Origin of the sequence: Azospirillum sp. SYSU D00513, from assembly GCF_017356015.1 — a bacterium.
Lineage (GTDB): Bacteria > Pseudomonadota > Alphaproteobacteria > Azospirillales > Azospirillaceae > Azospirillum.
This window is the reverse complement of sequence record NZ_JAFIQV010000014.1, coordinates 72,293-96,338: the sequence shown is the minus strand read 5'-3', so window position 1 is coordinate 96,338 and position 24,046 is coordinate 72,293. Positions and strand designations below refer to the sequence as shown.

The window sequence follows — 24,046 nt, the reverse complement described above, 5'->3', positions numbered from 1 at the left end:
AAGTCTGGTTTCTCGGACCCATGCACGCGGATTCCAAAGGCGTCTGCCGGGACTGCGCCGCCGCCCTGAAGGGCACGGAGGCGCGCTGCCCGAAATGCGGCAGCCGCCGGCTGTTCCGCCATGATGAGCTGCACTCTCTGCACATCGGCCACATCGACTGCGACGCCTTCTACGCGACGGTGGAGAAGCGCGACCGGCCGGAGCTGGCGAGCCGCCCGCTGATCGTCGGCGGCGACCACCGGGGCGTGGTGGCCGCCTGCTGCTACGTCGCGCGCATGGCCGGCGTCCGCTCCGCCATGCCGATCTGGCGGGCGCTGGAACGCTGCCCGGACGCGGTCGTGCTGCCGCCGGACATGGCGAAATACAAGGCGGTCGGCCACCGCGCCCGCGCGATCATGGAAACCTTCACGCCGCTGGTGGAGCCGATCTCCATCGACGAAGCCTTCCTCGACCTGCGGGACGTCGGCGACCGGCTCAGCATCAGCCCGGCCCAGGCGCTGGTGGAGCTGGTCCGCCGCTTCGAGACGGAGCTGGGCATCACCGCCTCGATCGGGCTCAGCTACAACAAGCTCTTCGCCAAGATCGCGTCCGACCTCGACAAGCCCCGCGGCTTCAGCGCCATCGGCCGGGCGCAGGCCGTGCCCTTCCTCGCACCGAAGAAGGTCTCCATCCTCTGGGGCGTCGGCCCGGCGCTGGAAAAGAAGCTGGCCGGCGACGGGATCCTCACCGTCGGCGACCTGATGGACAAGGAGGAGATCTGGCTGGTCCGCCGCTACGGCGCCATGGGCCGCACCCTGTTCCGCTTCGCCCACGGGCGCGACGACCGCCAGGTGGAGCCGGAGGGACCGTCGAAGAGCATTTCGTCGGAGACGACCTTCGACTGGGACACCAGCGAGCCCGAACTGCTGAAGCAGGAACTCCGCCCCTTGAGCGAGCGGGTCGCCCGCCGCATGGCGAGTTCCGGGCTGCTCGGGCGCAGCGTCGTGCTGAAGCTGAAATCCGCCGACTTCCAGCAGCTCACCCGCTCCCGCCGCGTCGATCCGCCGACGGCGTCCGCCGACACGATCTGGGCGACCGCCTGCCAGCTCCTGGAATCCGAAGCCGACGGCCGCGCCTTCCGCCTGATCGGGGTTGGCTGCACCGACCTGATCGATCCGGCGGAGGACGCCGAGCCAGAGCTGTTCGGGTCGGCTTGATGCAGACTCTGAGGTTACCGCCGAGACAAGCCCTTCCCGCCAAACGTGGCTGCTAACTCAAACGGCCAGCTCGAAGTCTTCGTCGAGCTTTCCTTTTTGCAACAAAAGCCACGATCCATAACCGACTGGATTTTCTGCCATTTGGTTCTCCGCAACCTGACCTAGGTCGCCTCCAAACACCCGCGGATGTTTATCGTGATTGGGGTTCTCCGCCGGCTGGGGCTCATCCTGCGCTGCCATCCCGGACCTCCATTCTGTGCGAAAACTATACTCCCGAGCGCCCGACAGAGGAAACGTTCCAACGAAACAAGACAGGACCCACCAATTTCCATTGCAGCAACCAAGATGCCGAAGCAGCGTTCATTGCCCTCCCGGAACGACTCCGCCCAGCCCCTGTTGTCCTGGCCCCTTCAACAGCGATGGCCGAGGAGACGACCGGATGGCACAGGTGAGAAAACGGGAACGTTCGAACCGCCACAAGGCGAAGCTGAAGGCCAAGCGCCGCCGCCAGCGCAACCGGGCCGGCAGCGCTGGCTGAGGACGGCGCTTAGATCCTGCGGATCAGCCGCACGGCCGCGAAGCCGAGCGTCATGATGAGGAGGCCGGCGGCGACGAAGGTCGCCGTCAGCCCGATGGCGTCGGCGCCCACGCCATAGATCATCGGCCCCAGCCCCTGCCCCAGGAAGAAGGCCGACGCGAAGAGGGCCAGCGCCGATCCGCGCGCCGTGGGGGCAAGCTCCGTCGCCTGGGTCTGCATCGTGTTGTGCAGCATGTAGAAGCTGAAGCCGGCGACCAGGAAGAACAGGGACACGACCGGCCAGGGCACCGGTGCGGCCGCCGCGACATAGGCGAGGCCGCAGAGCAGACCGCCGACCCGCATCATGCCCCACTGCCCCAAGGTCCCCAGCAGCCGCCGCACGACGAAGCTGTAGAAGACGCCGCCGACCGCGTAGGCGGCGATGGTGATACCCGCCTCAAAGGAGCCGGTGGCGCCATGGCCGGCGAGCATCGGCGCCACGAAGGGGAAGGCGCCGAACATCAGGATCCCCTCCCCCAGCACCGTCGCGAAGACGAAGACAGAGGCCGGATTGGACAGCACGAGACGGTACCGGTCCCGCGCGTCGGCGAAGGACAGGGCCGTGCGCGTCTCGTCGCTCGCCTTCAGGAACAGCACCGAGACGACCGCGATCACCCCGACGATCGCCGCCGCGAGGGCGAAGACGGGCCGCCAGCCGGTCAGCTCGACCATGGCGCCCGCCACGGCCGACCCAGACATCTGGCCCAGGATCACCGCCACCAGGAAGCGGCTGATGGCGAACTGCCGCTCGGCGTAGGGCACCCGGTCCCCGACGAGCGCCAGGGCGGCCGGGATGACGCCGCCCGCGAAGGACCCCGCCAGCACGCGCGCCGCCAGCACCGTCCAGTAGTTCGGCGCGACCGCCGACAGCGCGATTCCGACCGTGAGGACGATCAGCGACAGCCGGATCAGCCGGCTCTTCCCGATGGCGTCGCCGACCGGCCCCAGCACGAGCTGCATGACCGCGTAGGGCAGCGTGTAGGCCGAGGACAGCAGCGCCGCCTCCGACAGGCTCACGCCGAGGTCCTGCGCCAGGATCGGAAGCATCGGGTCGGTGGTGCGCAGGGAGAAAGCGCTCGCGAAGCCGCCGAGCGCCAGGACGAAAAGGAAGGGCATGCGGGCCGTTCGGTGCGGTGGAAACCGGCGAAGGTTGGGGCAGCCACGTTACCCCAACGCCCGCGCGGAAAGCCTCGAAGCATGACCATGGCAGCCATGCGGCAGGCCTCGCCCTTATACCGACAGGACAGGTCACCAGTTTGTCATTGCCGATCACGTTTCGTTCTTGCTTATCTCCGGCCCATGCACTCCGAGTCGCTCAGCACCGCCCAGCACCTCAGATCCCGAAGAACGAACATGGCGAAGAAGGCCGGTCCGGAAAGCCACAGCCTGCAAGGGGCGGAGGTCATCCGCTCCTACCTGCCCACCCTGCCGGAGACGCCCGGCGTCTACCGCATGATCGCCCATGACGGCGCGATCCTCTATGTCGGCAAGGCGAAGAACCTGCGCCGCCGCGTCGCCAGCTACACCCGCACGGACGGGCTGGTGAACCGCATCCGGCGCATGGTGTCGCTGACCCGCTCCATGGAGTTCGTCACCACCCACACGGAGGCCGAGGCGCTTCTGCTGGAAGCCAACCTCATCCGCACGCTGCTGCCGCCCTACAATGTGCTGGTGAAGGACGACCGCGCCTTTTCCTACATCATGCTGGGCAAGGGGCACGACTATCCCCGGCTGCTGCACCATCGCGGCTCCCGCCGCGGCGAGGGGGAACTGTTCGGCCCCTACGGCTCGCCGGGCTTGGTCGGCATGACGGTGTCGGTGCTCCAGCGCGCCTTCCAGCTGCGGACCTGCACCGACCAGATCTTCGATTCCCGCACCCGCCCCTGCCTTCAGCACCAGATCAAGCGCTGCTCGGCGCCTTGCGTGGGGCGGGTGACGCCGGAGGAATACCGGGAGCAGACGGACGAGGTGCGCGCCTTCCTGAAGGGCCGCAGCAGCGAGGTCCAGGCGGCCTTCGCCCGGCGCATGCACGAGCATTCCGAACGTCTGGAGTATGAGGCGGCCGCGCAATGGCGCGACCGCATCCGCGCCCTGACCAGCCTCCAGTCCCGCCAGGATATCAACATGGAAGGCGTGCTCGACGACGCGGACGTGATCGCCGTCCACGCCGAGGGCGGCACGATCTGCGTCCAGGTCTTCTTCTTCCGGGGCGGGCGCAACCAGGGCACCCGCGCCTTCTTCCCCTCCCACGACGCGGAGGAGGACGCGGCCTCCGTCCTCGCCGCCTTCGCGGGCCAGCTCTACGACGAGGCGCCGCCGCCGCGCCTGGTCCTGCTGAGCCACGATCTGCCGGAACGCGAACTGCTGGCGGACGCGCTGACCCTGCGCGCCGGGCATAGGGTCGAGGTCGAATGCCCCAGGCGCGGCGACAAGCACCGCGTCGTCGGCCACGCCCTGACCAACGCGCGCGAGGCGCACGGCCGCCGCATGGCCGAGCGTTCGACCCAGGCCCGCCTGCTGGCCGGGGTGGCCGAGGCCTTCGGCCTGCCCGCCGCGCCGAACCGCGTGGAGGTCTACGACAACTCCCACATCCAGGGCGCCTTCCCGGTCGGGGCAATGGTCGTCGCCGGGCCGGAGGGCTTCCAGCGCAACGCTTACCGCCGCTTCCACCTCGCCGCGGGCAGCGTCGATGGAACCACCGCCGGCAGCGACTACGACATGCTTCGGGAGATGCTGATGCGCCGCTTCGCCCGCGCCTTGAAGGAGGACCCGCAGCGGACCAGCGGCAGCTGGCCCGACCTCGTGCTGATCGACGGCGGCCTCGGCCAGCTCAATGTGGCGCGGGATGTGATGACGGAGCTGAGGATCACCGACGTGCCGCTCGTCGCCATCGCCAAGGGACCGGACCGGGACGCCGGCCGGGAGCGCTTCTTCATGCCAGGCCGGGAGCCCATCCAGTTCAAGCCGAACGACCCGGTGCTCTATTTCCTGCAACGGCTGCGTGACGAAGCGCACAACACCGCCGTGGAGAGCCACCGCGCCCGCCGGGTGAAGGCCATCCGCCACTCACGCATTGATGAAATCCCCGGCGTCGGCCCGATCCGCAAGAAGGCCCTGCTGCACCATTTCGGCAGCTCCACCGCCGTCGCCGCCGCCGGCCTGCGCGACCTGGAAAACGCTCCGGGCATCAGCGCCACCGTCGCCCGGCGGGTGTACGAGCATTTCCACGGGTCGGTTTGAGGAGAACAGATCGCAGCGGGCAAGCCAATGCGTGCCCACTGCATTCCTTTAAGACAGGTCGCTCATCGCCTGTTCCAACGACGGGTAGATCGACTCCGCGACGGAGCCGTCGTTGCGCATGGGGATGGGCAGGATCTTGACCGCCTCGATGGCCTTGTCGAGGGTCAGGCCGTTGACCTCGACGAAGCCGCCCTTTTCGCCATAGCGGCCGGCGACCCATTCCGCCGCCTCGGGATCGCCGTCCAGCTTGCCGTTGCAGGTGAACATGACGTGGGTGCGCTGGCCAATGTCCTTCGACCAGGCGAGATAGCCGTCGCCCGTGTCGATGGGGGTGAAGCCCTCGGCCACCGCCACCATGCGGACAGCCGCCCGCACGGTCGACTCCACGCCCTCCACGGGCTTCGCGCGCCGGTGGGTGCCTTCGTCGTAGAATCTGTCCGCCATGACCTTGCTCGCGCCCTTGTGAATCTCCCTGTGTGAACATGCAACGAGCGGAAATGTGCCGTCCCGCTTGCGGTCAGGACGAGGTCGCGGCGGCGGCAACCCGTTCGGCGGCGCGGTCGATCTCCGCCTCCGTCGTGCCCCGGCCCAGGCCGAAGCGCAGACTGCCATGCGCCTCCTCCGCCGTGCGCCCCATGGCGAGCAGCACATGCGAAGGCCCGCCCCGCCCGCCGGCGCAGGCCGAGCCGGTGGAGAGCGCCAAGTCCGGCAGGTCGAGCAGCAGGTCGGCGGCGTCCAGGCCGGGCAGCGTCACGTTCAGGCAGCCGGGCAACCCGTCCGCCGGGCTGTTGCGCCGCAGGCCCGGCAGGCGGGCGGACAGCGCGCCGAACAGCCGTTCCCGCAACAGGCGCAACCGCGCCGCGTCGCCGTCCCGCCGCTGCCTTGCAAGCCGGCAGGCGGCACCCAGCCCGACGCAGAGCGCCACCGGCAGCGTGCCTGCCCGGCGCCCCTCCTGCTGGCCGCCACCGAGGATCGCCGGGCGCAGGGCCAAGCCGTCGCGCAGCACCAGGGCGCCGATGCCCTGCGGACCATAAAGCTTGTGGCCGGAAAGGCTCAGCAGGTCGATGCCCTGCCCGCGCATGTCCAGTTTCAAGGTGGAGAGCGCCTGCACGGCGTCGGTGTGGAACAGGGCGCCGCACGCCCGGCAGAGCGCCGCCAGTTCGTCCAGCGGCTGGATCGTCCCGACCTCGTTGTTCGCGGCCATGACCGAGACGAAGGCCGGCCCAGCCTCCAGCCGCGCCGCCAGATCGGCGGAGTCCACGCGCCCGTCCCTGTCCACCGGAAGCACCGCCGTCCGGTGGCCGCGCCGGGCGAGTTCCGGCAGCATTTCCAGCACGCTCGGGTGCTCGACCGCAGAGACGACGACCGGCCAGCCCTCCGGTACGGCGCCGAGCAGGGCGAGGTTGTTCGCTTCCGTGGCGCCGGAGGTGAAGACCACCTCCCCTGGCCGCGCGCCGACCAGTGCCGCCACCTCCGCCCGCGCCGCCTCCACCGCGTCCGCCGCGCGCCAGCCCGCCCGGTGCCCGGAGTGCGGGTTCCCGGCGCCCGTGGCGGACAGCCAGGGCAGCATCGCTTCCAGCACCGCCCGGTCGAGGGGCGTCGAGGCGAGATGGTCGAGGTAGACGATATCGTCGGCGGGCGGCATGGCGGTCCGGTCGCCTCGCGGACGGCTAGGAGCCGAAGCGGCGCGCCGCCCGGTCCGTCGCCGCGGCCCGGGCTTGCGCGAAGACGGTCAGGATCTCCGCCGCCGCCAGCGCGGCGATCACCGCCGGACGCTTGTCGCTCACCCGGTCGCCGCCGATCGGACAGGTCAGGCGCGCCAGCCGGCGCGGGTCGCCGCCGCGCGCCGCATACTGCCGCTCGAAGCGCCGCCGCTTGGTGGCGGAGCCGATCAGCCCGGCGTAGGCGAAGTCGCCCCGGTCCAGCACCGCCCCGGCGATTTCGAAGTCCCGCTGGTGGTCGTGGGTCAGCACGAGATAGCCGGCCCCGGCCGGCGCCTCGGCGACGAGATCGACGGGCCGGGCGGCGACGATGCGGGTGACTCCGGGCGGCAGGAGGTCCGGAAACTCCTCGGCGCGCTCGTCGATCCACCGGACCGAGAGGGGCAGTGGCGCCAACGCGCTGGCGAGCGCCTTGCCGACATGGCCGGCCCCGAAGATCAGAACCGTGGGGTTGCGCGCGGCCTCCGCCCGTTCCTCCTCCTCCAGGCGGCGGAGCGTCGCGGCATCGGCGCGCTCCAGCCGCAGCCGGATGTGGCCGCCGCAGCATTGCCCCAGGGCGGGGCCGAGCGGCAGGTCCAGGCTCGTGCCGGCCTCGCCCCGCACGATCAGCCCGCGCGCGGCCTCGATGGCTTCCCACTCCAGCCGCCCGCCGCCGATGGTGCCGAGCGCCGCCGCCGGTCCGACCAGCATGCGGGCACCGGCCTCGCGGGGGGTGGAGCCCCGCGCCTCGGCGACCTCCACCAGCACCGCCGGGCGCCCGGCGGCCATCCATTCCCTCAACGCGTCGGCAAGGCCGATCATGCCGGCGCCAGGGCGGGTTGCGCCGTGCCGGCCTCCGCCCGCAGCCGCTCGATGGCGGCCAGCACCCGTTCCGGCGTGGCGGGCGCATCCAGGCGCGGCGGCAGGCTGTGGCCGGCGACGCTTGCCACAGCGTCGCTCAGCGCGTAGAGCACCGAGATGCCGAGCATCAGCGGCGGCTCGCCCACCGCTTTGGAGCGGAAGATCGTGTCCTCCGCGTTCCGGGCGTTCTCCAGAAGGTTGACGTTGAAGATCCGCGGGCGGTCGCCGCAGGCCGGGATCTTGTAGGTGCTGGGGGCGTGGGTGCGCAGGCGCCCCTGGCCGTCCCACCACAGCTCCTCCATGGTCAGCCAGCCCATGCCCTGGACGAAGCCGCCCTCGATCTGCCCCTTGTCCAGGATCGGGTTCAGCGACTTGCCGACGTCGTGCAGGATGTCCACCCGGTCCACGACATATTCGCCGGTCAGCGTGTCCACCGTCACCTCGCTGACGGCGGCGCCATAGGCGAAATAGTAGAAGGGGCGGCCCTGCCCCTTGGCGCGGTCCCAGTGGATCTTCGGCGTCTTATAGAATCCGGTGGCCGACAGCGGCACGCGCGCCATGTAGGCGAGGTGGGCCATCGCCGCGAATGTGATCTCCTCCGTGCCGATGCGGACGCGGCCGGGCAGGAACTCCACCTCGTCGGGCGCCACCTTCCAGTTCTCCGCCGCGAAGGCGACCAGCCGCTCCTTGATGGTGCGGCAGGCGGCCTGGGCGGCCTTGCCGTTCAGGTCGCTGCCCGAGGACGCCGCCGTGGCCGAGCTGTTCGGGACCTTGCCCGTCGTGGTGGCGGTGATGCGCACCGTCTCGATATCGACCTGGAACTCCTCCGCGACGACCTGGGCCACCTTGGTGAAGAGGCCCTGCCCCATCTCCGTCCCGCCGTGGTTCAGGTGGATGCTGCCGTCGTTGTAGACATGGACCAGCGCGCCGGCCTGGTTGTACTGGGTCGCCGTGAAGGAAATGCCGAACTTCACCGGCGTCAGCGCGATGCCCTTGCGCAGCAGCGGGTTGCCCGCGTTGTGGGCGCGGATGGCGGCTCGGCGCTCGCGGTAGCCGCTGGACGCTTCCAGCTCCTCCACGAGCCGGTCGATGATGTTGTCCTCGACGGTCTGGTGGTAGGGGGTGACGTCGCGCTCCCCGTGCCCGTAGAAGTTCCGCTTGCGCACGTCCAGCGGGTCCATGCCCAGGGCGTAGGCGATCTCCTCGATGACGCGCTCGGCCGCGACCATGCCCTGCGGGCCGCCGAAGCCGCGGAAGGCGGTGTTGGAGACCGTGTTGGTCTTCAGCGGCCGGGACGTCAGCGTCACGTCCGGGTAGTAGTAGCTGTTGTCGGCGTGGAACAGCGCCCGGTCGGTGATCGGCCCGGACACGTCGGCCGAAAAGCCGCAGCGCGCCAGGAACTCGCCCTCGATCCCCAGGATGCGGCCGGTCTCGTCGAAGCCGACCTCGTAATCGACCTCGAAGTCGTGGCGCTTGCCGGTGATGCACATGTCGTCGTCCCGGTCGGGGCGGAGCTTCACGGGCCGTCCGGTGATCCGCGCGGCCAGGGCGGCGGCGGCGGCGAACAGGTTCGACTGCGTCTCCTTGCCGCCAAAGGCGCCGCCCATGCGCCGCACCTCCACCGTAACCGCGTTCGACGGCACGTGCAGGACGTGGGAGACGACGTGCTGCACCTCGCTCGGGTGCTGGGTGGAGCTGTGGACGGTGACCTCCTCGTCCTCGCCCGGAATGGCCATGGCGATCTGGCCCTCCAGGTAGAAATGGTCCTGCCCGCCCATGGCGACCCGGCCCTTCAGCCGGCGCGGGGCCGAGGCGATGGCCGCCGAGGATTCCCCGCGCTTCAGCGTCATGCCCTTGAACACCAACTCGCCGGCCTTGCGGGCCGCCGTGATGTCCAACACGGGCTCCAACTCCTCGTAATCGGCCCTGGCGAGTTTGCAGGCGCGCCGGGCCTGGTCGCGCGTCGCGGCCACCACCAGGAACATCGGCTGGCCGACATGCTGGACCAGATCACGGGCGAAGAGCGGCTCGTCTCCCAGGCTCATCGAGCCGATGTCGTTGGCGCCGGGCACGTCGTCGGCGGTCAGCACCGCCGCCACGCCGGGTGCGGCACGCACCGCCGACAGGTCCAGCGAGCGGACCCGCGCGTGCGCCCGTTCCGACAGGCCGAGATAGGCGTGCAGCAGCCCGGCCGGCTCCCGCAGATCGTCCACGTATACGGCCTCGCCCGAGACATGCTTGTGGGCGCTGTCGTGCCGGCGGTCCTGGTGGACGGCGCCGGAAACGCCGGTGGCCGTGTCCTTTGCCGGTGCGTGGGGCGTGTTCAGCGTGTCAGGCATGGGCAAGGCTCCGGTCGCCGACCAGGCGGGTTTCCGCCGCCGGGTCCGTGGTTTCCACGTAGAGCTTCATCAGCAGGTTCGCCGCGACCCGCGCGCGGTACTCCGCACTCGCGCGCATGTCGGAGAGCGGCGTGAAGTCCTGCGACAGGGCGGCCATGGCGCGGCGCACCGTCGCCTCGGTCCAGGGCTGACCGGCCAGAGCGGCCTCCGCCGCCGCCGCCCGCTTCGGGATGCCGGCCATGCCGCCGTAGGCGAGCCGGACCGCCGTCACGGTGCCCCGCTCCACCGTCAGCAGGAAGGCGCCGCACAGTGCGGAGATGTCCTGGTCGAAACGCTTGGAGATCTTGTAGGCGCGGAAGCGCGCCCCCGCGGCCGGACGGGGCAGCAGGATGCTCTCCACGAACTCGCCGGGCCGGCGGTCCTGCTTGCCGTAATCGATGTAGAAATCCTCGACCGGCATGGAGCGGCGCTCGTCCCCGCGCCGCAGCACCAGCGTCGCCCCCGCCGCGATCAGGGCCGGCGGCGTGTCGCCGATGGGGGATCCGTTGGCGACGTTGCCGCCGATGGTCCCCATGTTGCGGACCTGGGTGGCGCCGATGCGCCGGATCAGCTCCCCGAAGTCGGGATAGAGCGCCGCGATGGCCGGGGCGGCCTCCGTGTAGGTCACGGCGGCCCCGATCTCCAGCCCGGCCTCGGTCTCCCGGATGCCGCGCAGCTCCGCCACCCGGCCCGTGTGGACCACGGTGCCCAGAACCCGCTGGAACTTGGTGACCCAGAGCCCGACGTCGGTGGCACCCGACACGATGGTGGCGTCCGGATTGTCCAGCAGAAGCTGCGCCATCTGCGCGGCGGTGGCCGGCGCGTGGAAGACCCGCCCGCCGCTGCCGACGCTGACCATCTCCTGATCCTGTAGGGCCTTGAGCTTCGCCGCGATGGCCGCCTCCTCCGCCGCGAAACGGTCGGCGGGCGCGCCGTCGCGACCCTCGCACAGGGCCTCCGCCGCCTTGACGATGGGGGCGTAGCCGGTGCAGCGGCAGAGATTCCCGGCCAGCGCATCGTCGATGGCCTGCCCGTCCGGGTTGGCCGCGCCGTGATAGAGCGCGAAGAGCGACATCACGAAGCCCGGCGTGCAGAATCCGCATTGCGAGCCGTGGCAGTCCACCATCGCCTGCTGGGTCGGGTGAAGCCGCCCGGCCGCGTCCTTCAGATGCTCCACCGTCAGGATCTGGCAGCCGTCGAGCGTGGGGAGGAAACGGATGCAGGCGTTCACCGCCTCGTAGCGGACGCGCTCACCGTCCAGCCGGCCGACCACCACCGTGCAGGCGCCGCAGTCGCCCTCGGCGCAGCCCTCCTTGGTCCCGGTGCGGCGTTCCTGGAGGCGGAGCCAGTCGAGGACGGTCAGGGTGGGATCGACCTCGCCGATCTCCCTCAGCTCATCCCCGAACAGAAACCGGATACTGGTGCGCATGGGTCCCCCCGTTGCGGCGATGCTGCATCGCGATGACACATCGATGACTATGGCGCATTGCCTGTGGGATGTTCCACCAGCCTTTCGCTCCTCTCAATCTGTGCCTTCCCGGAAAGAGTTTCAAAGCAATCCGAAAGGTCATTGCGCGGCGAAGGGTTTAGGGTGGCGCCGGTGAGATTTCGGCAGAGGAAGGCCAGCCGTGCAGGACAACACCAGCGACACCGTCCGGCGCGGCGCGGCCGATCCGTCCATCGGCGCCGCGCTGATGGCGCGCCTCGACGCGTTCGCCGCCTTTTCGGAGGAGCCGGGCGCGCTGACGCGCCTGTTCCTGACGCCGGAGCACGCGGCGGCGGCGAAACAATTGTCGGGCTGGATGGCCGAGGCCGGCATGACGGTGCGCACCGACGCGCTCGGCACCGTGATCGGCCGGTACGAGGGCACCGCGCCCGGCATGCCGGCCCTGCTGCTCGGCTCCCACATCGACACGGTGCGCAATGCCGGCAAGTATGACGGCAATCTCGGCGTGCTGGCGGCCCTCGCCGCCGTGCAGGAGCTGAACCGCCGGGGCGAGCGGCTGCCCTTCGCGGTCGAGGTGCTGGGCTTCGGCGACGAGGAGGGCGTGCGCTTCCCCGTCACCCTCACCAGCAGCCGTGCCGTCGGCGGCACCCTGACCCCGGCCATGATGGAGGTCGCGGACCGCGAGGGCGTGACGCTGTCCGACGCGCTGCGTGCCTTCGGCGGCGATCCGGGCGGTATCGCCGGTGCCGCGCGGCGGGACGCGCTCGGCTATGTCGAGCTTCACATCGAACAGGGGCCGGTGCTGGAGGCGGAGAATCTGCCGGTCGGCATCGTCACCGCGATCAACGGCGCCACGCGCCTGACCGCCACCGTGACCGGCATGGCGGGCCACGCCGGCACCGTGCCGATGGCCCTGCGCCGCGACGCGCTGGCCGCGGCGGCGGAGATGGTGCTGGCGGTGGAAGCGACGGCATTGGAAACGCCGGACCTCGTCGCCACGGTCGGCCGCATCGCGGCGGAGCCGGGTGCGGTGAACGTGATCCCCAGCCGGGCGGTCTTCACCATCGACGCGCGCTCCTCCTCCGACGCGACCCGGCGCGCCGGGCTTGACGCCATCACCGGGCGCCTGCGCGCCGTCGCCGCCCGCAGGGGCCTGGACCTCTCGCTGGAGACGGGGCACGAGGCGACGGCGACCGCCTGCGCCCCCGGCCTGATCCGGCAGCTTGAATCGGCGGTGGAGCGCTGCGGCTTCCGTCCGCTCCGGCTCGCCAGCGGCGCCGGGCACGACGCCATGGCGGTGGCCGCGGCGATGCCCGTGGGCATGCTGTTCGTCCGCTGCCGGGGCGGCATCAGCCATCACCCGGCGGAATCCATCACGGCGGAGGATGCCGGAACCGCCGTCGCGGTGCTTCTGGACTTCCTTCGGCATTTCGACCCGTCTAACCTCGCCGCCTGATCCACCGGCGCCCGCGACCGGGCGCCTCACACCGTGACGGACATGACCAACACCGCCGATCAAACCGCCATCCGCAACGCGCTCGCCGCCGACCGCGAACGCCAGACCCGCTTCCTGGCCGAGCTGGTCAAGGTCCCGTCCGACAACCCGGCCGGCGACTGCACCCCGCACGCCGAGCGCGCCGCCGGGCTGCTGGAGGAACTCGGCTTCGAGGTCGAGCGGCACAAGGTCCCCGACGATCTGGTCCGCGCCAACGGCATGATCAGCGCCACCAACCTGGTGGTGCGCCGCCGCTTCGGCGACGGGCCGGTGATCGCGCTGAACACCCATGGCGACGTGGTCCCGCCCGGAGAGGGATGGACCCGCGATCCCTATGGCGCGGAGGTCGTGGACGGCTGGATGTACGGGCGCGGCGTCGCCGTCTCCAAGTCGGACTTCGCCACCTACGCCTTCGCGCTGCGCGCGCTGGAAGCCGCCGGCGGCCCGCTGGCCGGCACGGTCGAACTGCACCTGACCTACGACGAGGAGGCCGGCGGGGAGATCGGGCCGCGCTGGCTGCTGGAGCAGGGCATCAGCCGCCCCGACTTCGCCATCGGCGCCGGCTTCAGCTACGCCGTCATCACCGCCCACAACGGCTGCCTGCATCTGGAGATCGACGTGAAGGGCCGCTCGGCCCACGCCGCCCTGCCGATGACCGGGGTGGACGCACTGGAAGCGGCGAACGGAATCCTGTCGGCGCTCTATTCCCTGCGCAAGGGCTTCTCCAAGCGCGTGTCCGACGTGCCGGGCATCGGCTCGCCCCAGCTCACCGTCGGCCTCATCAAGGGCGGCATCAACACCAACGTCGTGCCGGACCGCGTCACCCTGCGGCTCGACCGCCGCATGATCCCGGAAGAGCAGCCGGAAGCGGTCGAGGCGGAACTGCGCGCGATCATCGCCGAGGCCGCCCGGTCCTTCCCGGACGCCGTGGTCGATGTCCGCCGCATCCTGCTGGCCCGCCCGCTCACCCCCCTGCCCGGCACCGACCGTCTGGCCGAGGCGGTGTGCCGCAACGCCACCGCCTGCATGGGCGAGCCGGTCGGGACCAAGGGCGTGCCGCTCTACACCGACGCGCGCCACTACACCGAGGCCGGCGTGCCCATCGTGCTGTTCGGCGCCGGCCCGCGCAGCATCGAGGAGGCCAACGCCCACCGCGCCGACGAGCGCCTGCCGCTGAGCGACCTCCACAAGGCGACGGAAACGGTGGCGCTCTCGCTCCTCGACCTGCTGACCCCGGCCTGACCGGGCAAGGCGGAAAGCGTTATGGACACTGGGCGCGGGCTGGCTTTGCGCCGCCCGCCCCTTTACCGTGTCCGGATGTTCCGACAGGATTTCCCAGCACCATGACCCAGCGCGACAGCGGCCCCGCGGCCGAAGCCACCTCCCGCAGCCGCGCGATCCGCGGCCGCCTCCTGACCTTCCTGCGGGAGCCCGCCGGACCCGGCGACCGGGACAGCTACCGCTACATCGCCGACGGCGTCGTGCATGTCGCGGACGGGCGCATCGCGGCGGCCGGCCCCGCCGAAGAGATCCTGCCCGGCCTGCCGCCGGGCACAACGGTGGACCATCACCCGGACCGCATCGTCATGCCGGGTTTCATCGACCTGCACATCCACATGCCGCAGACGCAGGTCATCGCCTCCTACGGCACGCAGCTCCTCGACTGGCTGGAACGCTACACCTTCATCGAGGAGCAGAAATACGCTGACCCGGAGCATTCCGCGGCCGGCGCCCGCTTCTTCCTGGACGAGCTTCTGCGCAACGGGACGACGACCGCCGTCGCTTACGGCAGCGTTCACCCGCAGTCGGCCGACGCGCTTTTCGCGGAGTCGGAGCGGCGCGGCGCCTGCATTATCGCGGGCAAGGTTATGATGGACCGCAACGCGCCCAACGCGCTGCGCGACACGGCGCAGAAGGGATACGACGACAGCAAGGCGCTGATCGAACGCTGGCACGGCCGCGACCGGCTGCGCTACGCCGTCACGCCGCGCTTTGCCATCACCTCGACCGAGGCGCAACTCGAGGCCGCCGGCGCCCTGATGCGGGAGCATCCCGACGCCTACATGCAGACCCACCTGTCGGAGAACCTGGACGAGATCGCCTATGTCCGGACCCTCTTCCCGGACGCGCGCGACTACACGGACGTCTACGACCGCTTCGGCCTGCTCGGCCCGAACTCCCTGTTCGGCCATTGCATCCACCTGTCCGACGAGGAGCTGGACCGGCTGTCGGAAAGCCGCTCCGTCGCGGTCTTCTGCCCGACCTCCAACCTCTTCATCGGCTCCGGCCTGTTCGACCTCGCCCGGCTGCGCCGCCGCGAAGCCCCGGTGCGCGTCGGCCTCGCCACCGACGTCGGCGGCGGCACCAGCTATTCCATGCTGCGCACGGTGGCCGAGGCCTATAAGGTCCTCCAGCTCCGCCGCCAGAACCTGCCGGCCCTGACCGCCTTCCACCAGATGACCCGCGCCAACGCCGAAGCCCTCGGGCTGGACGCGGAGATCGGCACACTGGAGCCCGGCTGCTACGCCGACCTCGTGGTGCTCGACGCCCGCGCCACCCCCGCCATGGCCCACCGCATGGACACCGTGCGCGGCGACCTGGAGGAGGAGCTGTTCATCCTGCTGACGCTGGGTGACGACCGGTCGGTGACGAAGACGTATCTGCGGGGCGAGCCGGTGGAGTTCGAGGGCTGACTGAAAGAAGTCAGCGTCGCAGCGGCTGTTAACGTGGGCCACCACTTGAACGTCATCCCCGCTGTCGCGCATAGGCGCTAACTTTTGTACATCGGCCCGTTTTGCCGAAGCCTGCAACCTCCCTCCTCGTCATTCCCGCGAAAGCGGGAATCCAGTCCTTCCCGTAGCGAACCCTTTGGAAACTCTGGATCCCCGCGTCCGCGCTATGGAGTGTACTTATCTCGCTAAGCGGTAACGTGTTGAAAGACAATCGCTTTTCCGTCATCCCCGCGAAAGCGGGGATCCAGGAGTCCGCAGAACGAATGCTGTGGAAACGTCCTGGACCCCCGCTTTCGCGGGGGTGACGGTTAAGTGGCTGTTTTCTATGAGAAAGATGATCCAGAGATATGTACACCCTATAGCGCGTCCGCGGGGATGACGGTGGAAGGTGGTCGGAACCTTGATTTGGTCGATCAACCCTCAAAGTTAGCGCCTATGCGCTTTCGCGGGGATGACGGAGGGGTGGACGTCACTTGTTAACGGGCCTAAACGGCGGCCGTAAGAGGCGCCATCACTGTCGAATTACGAAAAAACTCAACCCAGCGCCTCACTGATCCCCCGTTCCAGCTCCCGCAGGTCGGTGATCAGCACCGTCCCCTCCGGGAACAGGTTCTCCACGCCCTCGGCCACGACGCCCACGAAGGGCATGGCGTGATGGGCCGCCGCGTCGAAGTCGGTGGTGGCGTCGCCGACGAAGACGCAGCGCGACGCGGTCAGGCCGTGCGCCTCCAGCAGTTCGGCGACGATGACCTCCTTCACCTTCGGCGCGCCGCGCACGGCGCGGAAATGACGGGTCAGGCCGCGCCGGTCCACGATGCGCCGCAGCTCCTCCTCCGGCGTGCCGGAGACGACGAACATCGGCAACTCGTTGGAGAAGCGCTCAAGGAAGGCCTCGGCCCCGGCAATGGCCGGGGTCCGCACCACCTGCTCCACCACCATCTCCTCGTAGCGCGTCGCCAGTTCGGCGATGCGCGCCTCGTCCGGCGGGTTGCCGAGCAGCACCTCCTCGAAGTAGCGGAACTTCGGGATGCGGGAGACGCCGCCATGCGCGAGCTGGTAGTCGCGCACCGCCTTGGTCACCGCCTCCCCGTGGGGGCGGTAGATCTCGACGAAGGCTTCCAGCTTCAGGATCGCGGAATCGACGATGACGCCGTCGAAGTCGAAGAAGATCGCGTCGCAGGGCAGCGTCATCGCGTCACACCACCGCCGTCGGCAGCGGCTCGCCGGCGAAGAAGGCCTTGAGGTTGGCGAGCACGAGGTTGCCCATGTCCATGCGCGTCTCCACCGTGGCGCTGGCGACGTGCGGCTGGAGGACGACGTTGTCCAGCGCGAACAGCGCCTCCGGCACCTTCGGCTCGTCCGCGAAGACGTCGAGCCCGGCGCCGCCGATCCGCCCCTCGGTCAGGGCGGCGACCAGTTCCGGCTCGTCCACGACGGTGCCGCGCGCCACGTTGACCAGGATGCCGTCGGGTCCCAGCGCGTCGAGCACGGCCCGCCCGACCATGTTGCGGGTGCCGGCCCCGCCGGTGGTCGAGACGATCAGGATGTCGCAGCCCCGCGCCAGCTCCTCCAGGCTGCCCACATAGCTCCAGGGGGCGCCTTCGACCGGGCGGCGGTTGTGGTAGGAGATTTCCATGCCGAAGCCCTGCGCGCGCTCGGCGATGGCGCGGCCGATTCGGCCAAGCCCGAAGATGCCCAGCCGCTTGCCGGAGATCTTGCGGGCGAGCGGCATCTTGTCCTTGCCCCAGCGCCCGGCGCGCACGAAGCGGTCGCCCATCGCCAGCATGCGGGAGGTGGCGATCATCAGACCGATGGCGAGGTCGGCCACGTCCTCCGTCAGCACGTCGGGCGTGTTGGTGACCCGGACGTTGCGCGAGCGGGCGTGCTCCAGGTCAACCGCGTCGGTGCCGACGCCGTTGATGCCGATGATGCCGAGATTCGGCAGCGCCTCCACCAGTTCCCGGCTCGCCCCCGTGCCGCCCCCGGTGACGATGGCGCGCACGCGCGGCCCCACCTCGGCCAGCAGGGCGGCGCAGTCGGGCGCCTGGGCCAGCCGGTGCACGGTGTAGGCCTCGTCCAGGGCCGCCTCGATGGCGGACATCATGGGTTCGACCAGGATGATTTCGGTCTTCATGAGGGCGGTCCTCCGGTGTCTCTGGCTTGTCTTTTCAGGGTGCCGAACGGGTCAGTGCGAGAGGATCTGGCCCAGGAAGTTGCGGGTGCGCTCCGACTTCGGGGCGGAGAAGAAGGTCTCGGGTGCGGCCTCCTCGACGATCTCGCCGCGGTCCATGAAGATGACGCGGTCGGCGACGCTGCGGGCGAAGCCCATCTCGTGCGTCACGCAGATCATGGTCATGCCGTCCTCGGCCAGCCCGATCATGGTGTCGAGCACCTCCTTGACCATCTCCGGGTCGAGCGCCGAGGTCGGCTCGTCGAACAGCATGATCTTCGGGCTCATGCAGAGCGCCCGCGCGATGGCGACGCGCTGCTGCTGCCCGCCGGAGAGCTGGCCCGGATACTTGCCGGCCTGGTCGGGGATGCGCACCCGCTCCAGGAAGCGCATGGCCGTCTGCTCGGCGTCCTTCTTCGCGATGCCGCGCACCTTCATCGGCGCCAGCATGCAATTCTGCAGGACCGTCAGGTGCGGAAACAGGTTGAACTGCTGGAACACCATCCCGACCTCGCGCCGCACCAAGTCGATGTTGCGCATGCCGGGGTCCAGCTCGACCCCGTCCACCACGATCCGGCCGGACTTGTGCGTCTCGAGCTGATTGATGCAGCGGATCATGGTGGACTTGCCTGACCCGGAGGGGCCGCACACGACGATGCGCTCACCCTTGCGGACTTCCAGGTTGATGTTCTTCAGCACATGGAAGTCGCCGTAGAACTTCTGGACGCCCTGCATCTGGATGATGACCTGGTCGGTCACACGGTGCGGGACGGGATGGTCCGCGATGTCGGGCGGCACCTGCATTGGGTCTCTCCGGGTCTTTCAAGGCGGTCGGGCTGGTTTGGGACGGAATCAGGGAGCCGACAGGTCGGGCAGGCCGGTGCCGAGCCACTTCTGGTGGATGGCCTCCAGCTCGCCGTTCTTCTTCACGGTTTCGACGAAGCCGTTGGTCCAGGCCAGCAACTCGTCCTGGCCGGGGCGCAGCGCTATGGCGTTCGGCTGGCGGCGGAAGACCATCTTGGTCTCGTAGCCGGCGCCGGGTGCGAGCTTCTTGATCTCCTGGGCCACGACGTTGCTGACGCCGATGGCGTCCACCTGCTGGGACAGCAGGGCCTGAACGGCGCTCGCGTCGTCGTCGAAGCGCATGATTTGCGTGCCCTGCGGGGCGACGGCGGTCACGGCCGTGTCCTGGGTGCTGGCACGGGTCACGCCGATGCGCTTGCCCTTCATGGCTTCCGCGTCCTTGATCGCGGTCGAGGCGGGGGCCAGCAGGCCGATCTCGATGGCGGCGTAGGGGGCGGAGAACTGCACCTGCTTGGCGCGCTCCGGCGTGATGCCGAGCGAGGCGACCAGCACGTCCACCTTGTTGGTCTGCAGGTAGGGGATGCGGTTCGGGCCGGTGACCGGCACGATTTCCACCGGCACGCCCATGTGCTTGCCCATCAGCTTGGCGACATCGGCGTCGTAGCCGTCCGGCTGGTTGTCGGTGTTCATGATGCCGAAGGGCGGGAAGTCCACCAGCATGCCGACGGTCAGCTTGCCCTTCTGCTTGATCTGGTCGACCGTCTGGGCGGCGGCCGTCTGGACGGCGGTGCCAAGCGTGGCGGCGGCCAGCAGGCCGGCGGCGACGGTGCGGATGAAGGTGCGCTTCATGATCTGTCCTCTCCTGGTGCGCCGGCCGGGGATTCCGGCCGGCAATGCCGGTTGGTGCCTCACCGTGCCGGTGCGGCGTAGCGTCGTTCGAGCCGGGCGCTGAGAAGCGACAGCGGCCAGCACAGGATGAAATAGAGCGCCGCGACGATCGCGAAGACCAGGAAAGGCTTGAAGGTCGCGTTGTTGATGATCTGGCCGGCGCGGGTCAGCTCGGTGAAGCCGATGATCGCGGCCAGCGACGTGCTCTTGATGAGCTGGACCAGGAAGCCCACGGTCGGCGGCACGGCGATCTTCAGCGCCTGCGGCAGCACGATGTAGCGCATGCGCCCCATGTAGCGCAGGCCCAGCGCCATGGCGGCCTCCGACTGGCCCTTCGGCACGGCCTGGATGCAGCCGCGCCAGATCTCGCCCAGGAAGGCGCTGGCGTTCAGCGTCAGGCCGAGTGCCGCGGCGATCCAGGGGTTGACGTTGAAGCCCAGCACCGTGGCGCCGAAGAACACGAGGAAGAGCTGCATCAGCAGCGGCGTGCCCTGGAAGACCTGGATGTAGGCCGTGGAGGCGATCCGCAGGCCCTTTACCGGCGAGGTGCGCCCGAGAGAGACGATCAGCCCGCCGATGGACCCGCCGATGAAGGCGATCAGCGACAGGGCCAGCGTCCATTGCACGGCGCTGAGGATGAAGAGGAATTCGTTGAAGCCGAAGGGGCGGATCATGGCGTGGCTCCGTCTCAGCGCGGTCAGCGGTCGGTTGCGTAGGCGAAGGCCAGGCGGTAGATGCCCGCGAAGACCGCCGAGAACATCAGCGACAGCAGCAGGTACAGCCCCGTCACCACGATGTAGACCTCGAAGGCCCGGAAGGTCTGGGACTGGATGTTGTTGGCGATGGAGGTCAGCTCTTCCGCCGAAATGGCGGAGACCACGCTGGAGCTGAGCATCAGCAGGATGAATTGGCTGGTCAGCGCCGGGTAGACCGTGCGCAGGGCCGGCTTCAGCACGATGTAGCGGAACACCTGCAAGGGCTTCATGCCCAGCGCCATGCCGGCCTCGATCTGTCCCTTCTGGATCGATTCAATGCCGGCGCGGATGATCTCGGCGGCGTAGGCACCGACGTTGAACACCATGGCGACCAGCGCCGCCATGTCCGGCGAGAGCCGGATGCCCGCCGCCGGCAGCCCGAAGAAGATCAGGAAGATCTGCACCAGGAAAGGCGTGTTGCGCACGATCTCGATGTAGGCGTTGATCAGCCAGCGCACCGGGCGCGGGCCGGAGGTCTTGCCCAACGCGCAGAGCACGCCGACCACGAGGCCGATCACCATCGCCATCGCGGACAGGCGGATGGTCAGCAGCGCCCCGTCCAGCAGCATGTCGGCCGAGGCGAAAACGGGCCCGAATTGAAAGGTGTAGTCCAAGATGCCCCTCCTCCCTTCCGGGTCCCTCGCCCATGGCCGCGCGGTCCGGCCCACATCCCGAACATCTCGAAATGTTCGTTGCGCGAACTATGCACGTCGTTCGGAACGGTAATTAGATCGTTCTAAATTGGCAAGCCCCAAAGATCGGCTCCAGGGATCGTCGGCGCATCAAACCAGTTGCAGAACCGCCGTGCCCACGTCGGGAAAGTGGGCCTCAACCCGGCAGCCCGGTTCGACGAAGATGGTCCCGGTCGTGGATCCCGTCGTGACAAGGGTACCGGCGCGCAGGCCCCCAAGGCTGTGGGCGCCGACGTTCGCCATCCAGACGAGCATCCGCATGGGATGGCCGGCGGAGTTGCCGCCGATTCCCTCCGCCGCCGGCTCTCCGTCGATCCGCAGCGTGACGGGAAGGTTGGGCGGGTCGATGGCGGCCCAGTCCGGGCGCCCCTCCCCCACCACCAGCACGCCATGGTTCATCTGGTCGGCCACCTGGCTCAGCCGGTCGGTGCCATTCCAGTCCCGGTAGCGGGTGTCCACGGCCTCGATCGCCGCGTGCACCGAACCAATGGCGGCGGCGACCTCCTCCTCCGTGTAGGGCGTCTCGCGCGGCGGCAGGTCCCGGGCGAAGCGGTAGCACAGCTCCGCCTCCACCCCGATCACGTTGAAGCCCGGCCCGATGAAGGTCGTGGCGGTCAGGGTGGTCTCGCCCTCGAAGATGGTCTCCGCGTGGATGGCGCCACGGAAGGGTTCGGCCTCCGGCGTCACGGCGCCGACCTTCCAGCCCTTCACCGGGCCGAGCCGCCGGGCGACCTCGTCCTGGATGGCGTAGGCCTCCTCCCAGCTCTGGGGAACGCTTCCTTCGGGCAGGGCGGCCGGACGCCCCTCTCCCTTGCGCGCGGACAGCAGGGCGGCGACGGCGCCGTTGAGATCGGTCATGGAAGGCTCCTCGTTCGGTGTGAAGGGATGGACGTCCAGCGGGATCACCCGCGGGTGAGGCCCCGCTCGCGCCGGGGCGCGGCGCCGCAGGATTCGCGGATGATCAGGCGCGTGGGCAGGATGACCCGCTCCGGCGAGCCGTTCGGATCCACGATGCGGCGGAGCAGCAGCTGTGCCGCCTCCTGTCCGATCTGGAACGGAAGGGTGGAGACGGTGGTGAGCGCCGGGCGGCTGAGCGCCGCCTCCGGCACGTCGTCGAATCCCGCCACGGCGAAGTCGCACCCCGCCTCCAACCCGCGGTCGGTCAAGCCCAGCATCATGCCGAAGGCCACGATGTCGTTGAATCCGATGGCCGCCGTCGGCGGATCGGCGCGGTCGAGCAGCGCGCCGACCGCCTCCGCGCTCGCGCGCCGGTTCAGGGGCGACCTGACGATCAGGTCTGGCGCCAGCCCGTGCCGGCGCATCGCGTTGGTGAAGCCCGTCCGGCGGTCGGACAGGGCGGAATGGACGAGGTTTCCCCCGACCAGCGCGATCCGCCGGTGCCCCAGCCGGATCAGATGCTCCGTGATCATCTCCATGCCGAGCTGGTAGTCCGACCCGGCGTAGTCGCCGTCCCGCGCCGACACATAGCGCAAGGCCTGCACCAGCGGCATGCCCCAGCGGCGCAGCCGCTCCACCAGATCCGGGCTGGATCCCGATGCCGGGCAGAGGATCACGCCGTCCACGTTCTGCTCCCGCATGCGCTGGAGCGAACGTTCCTGTTTTTCCGGCGATTCGTTGGTGTTCACCAGGAATGTGGAGACGCCAGCACCGTCCAGCACCTCGTCGATGCCCGCCGTGAGTTCCGCGAAGAAGGGGTTGCTGACGTCGCAGACCAGCAGGCCAACCGTGTTGGTCCGGCTGGCGCGCAGGTTGGCGGCACCCCGGTTATACACGTATCCCAGCGCCTCCATGGATGCCCGGACCCGTTCCCGGGTGCCCTCCGCCACCAGTGGGCTGTCGCGCAGCACCAGCGACACGGTGGAGCGCGAAACGCCGGCGTCCCTGGCGACCTCGTCGAGCGTCACACGCCGGCGCTCCGCCCCCCCAATTCCATCCGGCATCGTCACCCGTTCCGCCCGACCTGTTCGTCCGGCCCCGTGCGGACGCGATGCCGCAGCGGCCTGGAAATATTGGATCGATCCAAAACTGCTCCCGCCAGCGATCATCTGTCAAGCGGACGGAAAGGACAGGAAAATGCAGTGAAAACCCGGATCGTTCCTGACCCGTTTTTATTCCGCGGAGAGGGTTGCAAACGATGCGCGGCAGGGGCGCGTTGCGATTCACGATCCTTAACCGTTCATTCACCACGGCGGACGTATTTCGCCGCACCCTCAACAGACATCCAGTCAGTCAGCGAACCCGAACATGGCAAACAAGACGGTCATCCTCTCCGACAAGGTCGGGCGCCGCGAGGTCGAAGTCGACAGCCTGCCGCGCAACGTGCGCGCCGCCATCACCGATCTGGCCGCGAAGAATCCGCTCGCCAACATCCTCGTCGATCAAGCCGGCGTGCTCTACCGCATCCGCCTGAACGAGCCGGCGAACCTGTCCCTGGACGTCCTCTCGGTCGCCTGAGGCCTATAAGCCCAAGCAAAGCCGCCTTCTCCGGCGGGTCAGGCGCTCACCCACCGGCGCGCCGGCCCGCTGTCGAGATGCACGAAGCCCTGGCGCGGGTAATAGCCGGTCCCTCCCCCGCCCTGCGACAGGCCCAGCTTGTACAGAAGGTTGGCGCGCCGGCCCGGCACCCGGATGTCGGCGGCCATCCCCTCGATGTGAAAGCTGTGGAGCGCCGCGCGGATCCCCCGCTCGATCATGCCCTGGTTCGTCCGAAGCGAGCGGAAGCCGGACAGGATCTCGAAAGGGCGGTCCGTTTCCAGCCGCTCCTGCATCTCGGACAGCCGGTGCAGAAGCGACAGGTCGATGCGGCGGCATTCGTCGATGTGATGGTCGCGCATCAGCCAGTCGATCCGCGCCAGCGCGTCCGGAACCGGACGCCCTTCCGCCCAATAAACCCCGTCGAAGCTTTCCCCCGTCACGCAATGATGCAGCCGCAGCCGCCGCTCCGGCGCGGGCTCCCACGCCCAAGCGCTAAGGGGGTGGCCGAATCCCAGCGCGACGGCCGTCCCGAATCCGAGGGCATGCCGGCGCGACATCGTGAGACCCTGGGGGGATGGCTGACCGTGGGGAAGGGGTAAGGCAGGGTTTTGCTCG

22 protein-coding genes are annotated in these 24,046 nt (G+C 69.4%); 6 read left to right on the top strand and 16 right to left on the bottom strand.

The window, feature by feature from the left end:
* Positions 1-20: 20 nt before the first annotated feature.
* Positions 21-1,196 (top strand): DNA polymerase IV, encoded by a 1,176-nt coding sequence (locus JUB11_RS12770; protein WP_207458924.1) that lies wholly within the window; start codon positions 21-23, stop codon positions 1,194-1,196.
* Between the two features lie 57 nt (positions 1,197-1,253).
* Here the strand turns inward: JUB11_RS12770 and JUB11_RS12765 are convergent, their stop codons facing one another.
* Together JUB11_RS12765 and JUB11_RS12760 are read right to left on the bottom strand one after the other, a co-directional pair.
* Positions 1,254-1,436: a hypothetical protein gene (locus JUB11_RS12765; RefSeq protein ID WP_207458923.1), complete on the bottom strand. Its 183-nt coding sequence runs from the start codon at positions 1,434-1,436 to the stop codon at positions 1,254-1,256.
* A gap of 307 nt (positions 1,437-1,743) precedes the next feature.
* The gene (locus JUB11_RS12760; RefSeq protein WP_207458922.1) at positions 1,744-2,889 is read right to left on the bottom strand and encodes an MFS transporter; all 1,146 of its coding nucleotides are present in this window, start codon (positions 2,887-2,889) and stop codon (positions 1,744-1,746) included.
* 237 nt (positions 2,890-3,126) lie between these two features.
* Here JUB11_RS12760 and uvrC point away from each other — a divergent pair, with 237 nt between their 5' ends.
* Positions 3,127-5,013 carry an excinuclease ABC subunit UvrC gene (uvrC, locus tag JUB11_RS12755; protein WP_207458921.1) on the top strand — a complete coding sequence of 629 codons (1,887 nt, stop codon included), beginning with the start codon at positions 3,127-3,129 and terminating at the stop codon, positions 5,011-5,013.
* 48 nt (positions 5,014-5,061) lie between these two features.
* Here uvrC and JUB11_RS12750 read toward each other — a convergent pair whose 3' ends face one another.
* The 5 genes from JUB11_RS12750 to xdhA all read right to left on the bottom strand — a co-directional run bounded on the left by JUB11_RS12750 (position 5,062) and on the right by xdhA (position 11,381).
* Positions 5,062-5,457: a hypothetical protein gene (locus tag JUB11_RS12750; RefSeq protein ID WP_211112519.1), complete on the bottom strand. Its 396-nt coding sequence runs from the start codon at positions 5,455-5,457 to the stop codon at positions 5,062-5,064.
* Between the two features lie 73 nt (positions 5,458-5,530).
* Positions 5,531-6,658 (bottom strand): cysteine desulfurase family protein, encoded by a 1,128-nt coding sequence (locus JUB11_RS12745; protein WP_211112518.1) that lies wholly within the window; start codon positions 6,656-6,658, stop codon positions 5,531-5,533.
* Positions 6,659-6,683: 25 nt separating this feature from the next.
* Positions 6,684-7,535, bottom strand: a complete 852-nt coding sequence (xdhC, locus tag JUB11_RS12740) for a xanthine dehydrogenase accessory protein XdhC (RefSeq protein ID WP_207458920.1) — start codon at positions 7,533-7,535, stop codon at positions 6,684-6,686.
* A complete protein-coding gene (gene xdhB / locus JUB11_RS12735; protein ID WP_207458919.1) occupies positions 7,532-9,913 on the bottom strand; it encodes a xanthine dehydrogenase molybdopterin binding subunit in 2,382 nt (793 codons plus the stop codon). Before xdhB ends, xdhC begins: the two co-directional genes overlap by 4 nt.
* The gene (xdhA, locus tag JUB11_RS12730; protein WP_207458918.1) at positions 9,906-11,381 is read right to left on the bottom strand and encodes a xanthine dehydrogenase small subunit; all 1,476 of its coding nucleotides are present in this window, start codon (positions 11,379-11,381) and stop codon (positions 9,906-9,908) included. Before xdhA ends, xdhB begins: the two co-directional genes overlap by 8 nt.
* Before the next feature lie 199 nt (positions 11,382-11,580).
* Between xdhA and JUB11_RS12725 the strand changes: the two genes are divergently transcribed.
* From JUB11_RS12725 to guaD, 3 genes are all read left to right on the top strand, one after another.
* Positions 11,581-12,855, top strand: coding sequence for an allantoate amidohydrolase (locus JUB11_RS12725; protein WP_348771421.1), 1,275 nt, complete (start codon positions 11,581-11,583; stop codon positions 12,853-12,855).
* A 42-nt stretch (positions 12,856-12,897) separates the two neighbouring features.
* Complete coding sequence (locus JUB11_RS12720; protein ID WP_207458917.1) at positions 12,898-14,136, top strand: M20/M25/M40 family metallo-hydrolase; 1,239 nt, start codon at positions 12,898-12,900, stop codon at positions 14,134-14,136.
* Between the two features lie 101 nt (positions 14,137-14,237).
* On the top strand, positions 14,238-15,587 hold the full coding sequence (guaD, locus tag JUB11_RS12715; RefSeq protein WP_207458916.1) for a guanine deaminase: 1,350 nt from the start codon (positions 14,238-14,240) through the stop codon (positions 15,585-15,587).
* A 573-nt stretch (positions 15,588-16,160) separates the two neighbouring features.
* On the opposite strand, the gene JUB11_RS12710 is transcribed toward guaD, so the two are convergent.
* From JUB11_RS12710 to JUB11_RS12675, 8 genes are all read right to left on the bottom strand, one after another.
* Positions 16,161-16,817, bottom strand: a complete 657-nt coding sequence (locus JUB11_RS12710) for an HAD family hydrolase (protein ID WP_207458915.1) — start codon at positions 16,815-16,817, stop codon at positions 16,161-16,163.
* Between the two features lie 4 nt (positions 16,818-16,821).
* A complete protein-coding gene (locus tag JUB11_RS12705; RefSeq protein ID WP_207458914.1) occupies positions 16,822-17,760 on the bottom strand; it encodes a 2-hydroxyacid dehydrogenase in 939 nt (312 codons plus the stop codon).
* A gap of 51 nt (positions 17,761-17,811) precedes the next feature.
* Positions 17,812-18,600 (bottom strand): amino acid ABC transporter ATP-binding protein, encoded by a 789-nt coding sequence (locus JUB11_RS12700; RefSeq protein ID WP_207458913.1) that lies wholly within the window; start codon positions 18,598-18,600, stop codon positions 17,812-17,814.
* Between the two features lie 48 nt (positions 18,601-18,648).
* Positions 18,649-19,449: a transporter substrate-binding domain-containing protein gene (locus JUB11_RS12695; protein ID WP_207458912.1), complete on the bottom strand. Its 801-nt coding sequence runs from the start codon at positions 19,447-19,449 to the stop codon at positions 18,649-18,651.
* Positions 19,450-19,508: 59 nt separating this feature from the next.
* Positions 19,509-20,162 carry an amino acid ABC transporter permease gene (locus JUB11_RS12690; protein WP_207458911.1) on the bottom strand — a complete coding sequence of 218 codons (654 nt, stop codon included), beginning with the start codon at positions 20,160-20,162 and terminating at the stop codon, positions 19,509-19,511.
* A 23-nt stretch (positions 20,163-20,185) separates the two neighbouring features.
* The gene (locus tag JUB11_RS12685) at positions 20,186-20,857 is read right to left on the bottom strand and encodes an amino acid ABC transporter permease (RefSeq protein ID WP_207458910.1); all 672 of its coding nucleotides are present in this window, start codon (positions 20,855-20,857) and stop codon (positions 20,186-20,188) included.
* Between the two features lie 168 nt (positions 20,858-21,025).
* Positions 21,026-21,793: a fumarylacetoacetate hydrolase family protein gene (locus JUB11_RS12680; RefSeq protein ID WP_207458909.1), complete on the bottom strand. Its 768-nt coding sequence runs from the start codon at positions 21,791-21,793 to the stop codon at positions 21,026-21,028.
* A 44-nt stretch (positions 21,794-21,837) separates the two neighbouring features.
* Positions 21,838-22,896, bottom strand: a complete 1,059-nt coding sequence (locus tag JUB11_RS12675; protein WP_207458908.1) for a LacI family DNA-binding transcriptional regulator — start codon at positions 22,894-22,896, stop codon at positions 21,838-21,840.
* A gap of 304 nt (positions 22,897-23,200) precedes the next feature.
* On the opposite strand from JUB11_RS12675, the gene JUB11_RS12670 reads away from it, so the two are divergent.
* Positions 23,201-23,410, top strand: coding sequence for a hypothetical protein (locus JUB11_RS12670; RefSeq protein WP_207458907.1), 210 nt, complete (start codon positions 23,201-23,203; stop codon positions 23,408-23,410).
* Between the two features lie 38 nt (positions 23,411-23,448).
* Here JUB11_RS12670 and JUB11_RS12665 read toward each other — a convergent pair whose 3' ends face one another.
* The gene (locus tag JUB11_RS12665; RefSeq protein ID WP_207458906.1) at positions 23,449-23,988 is read right to left on the bottom strand and encodes a DUF882 domain-containing protein; all 540 of its coding nucleotides are present in this window, start codon (positions 23,986-23,988) and stop codon (positions 23,449-23,451) included.
* Positions 23,989-24,046 lie beyond the last annotated feature (58 nt).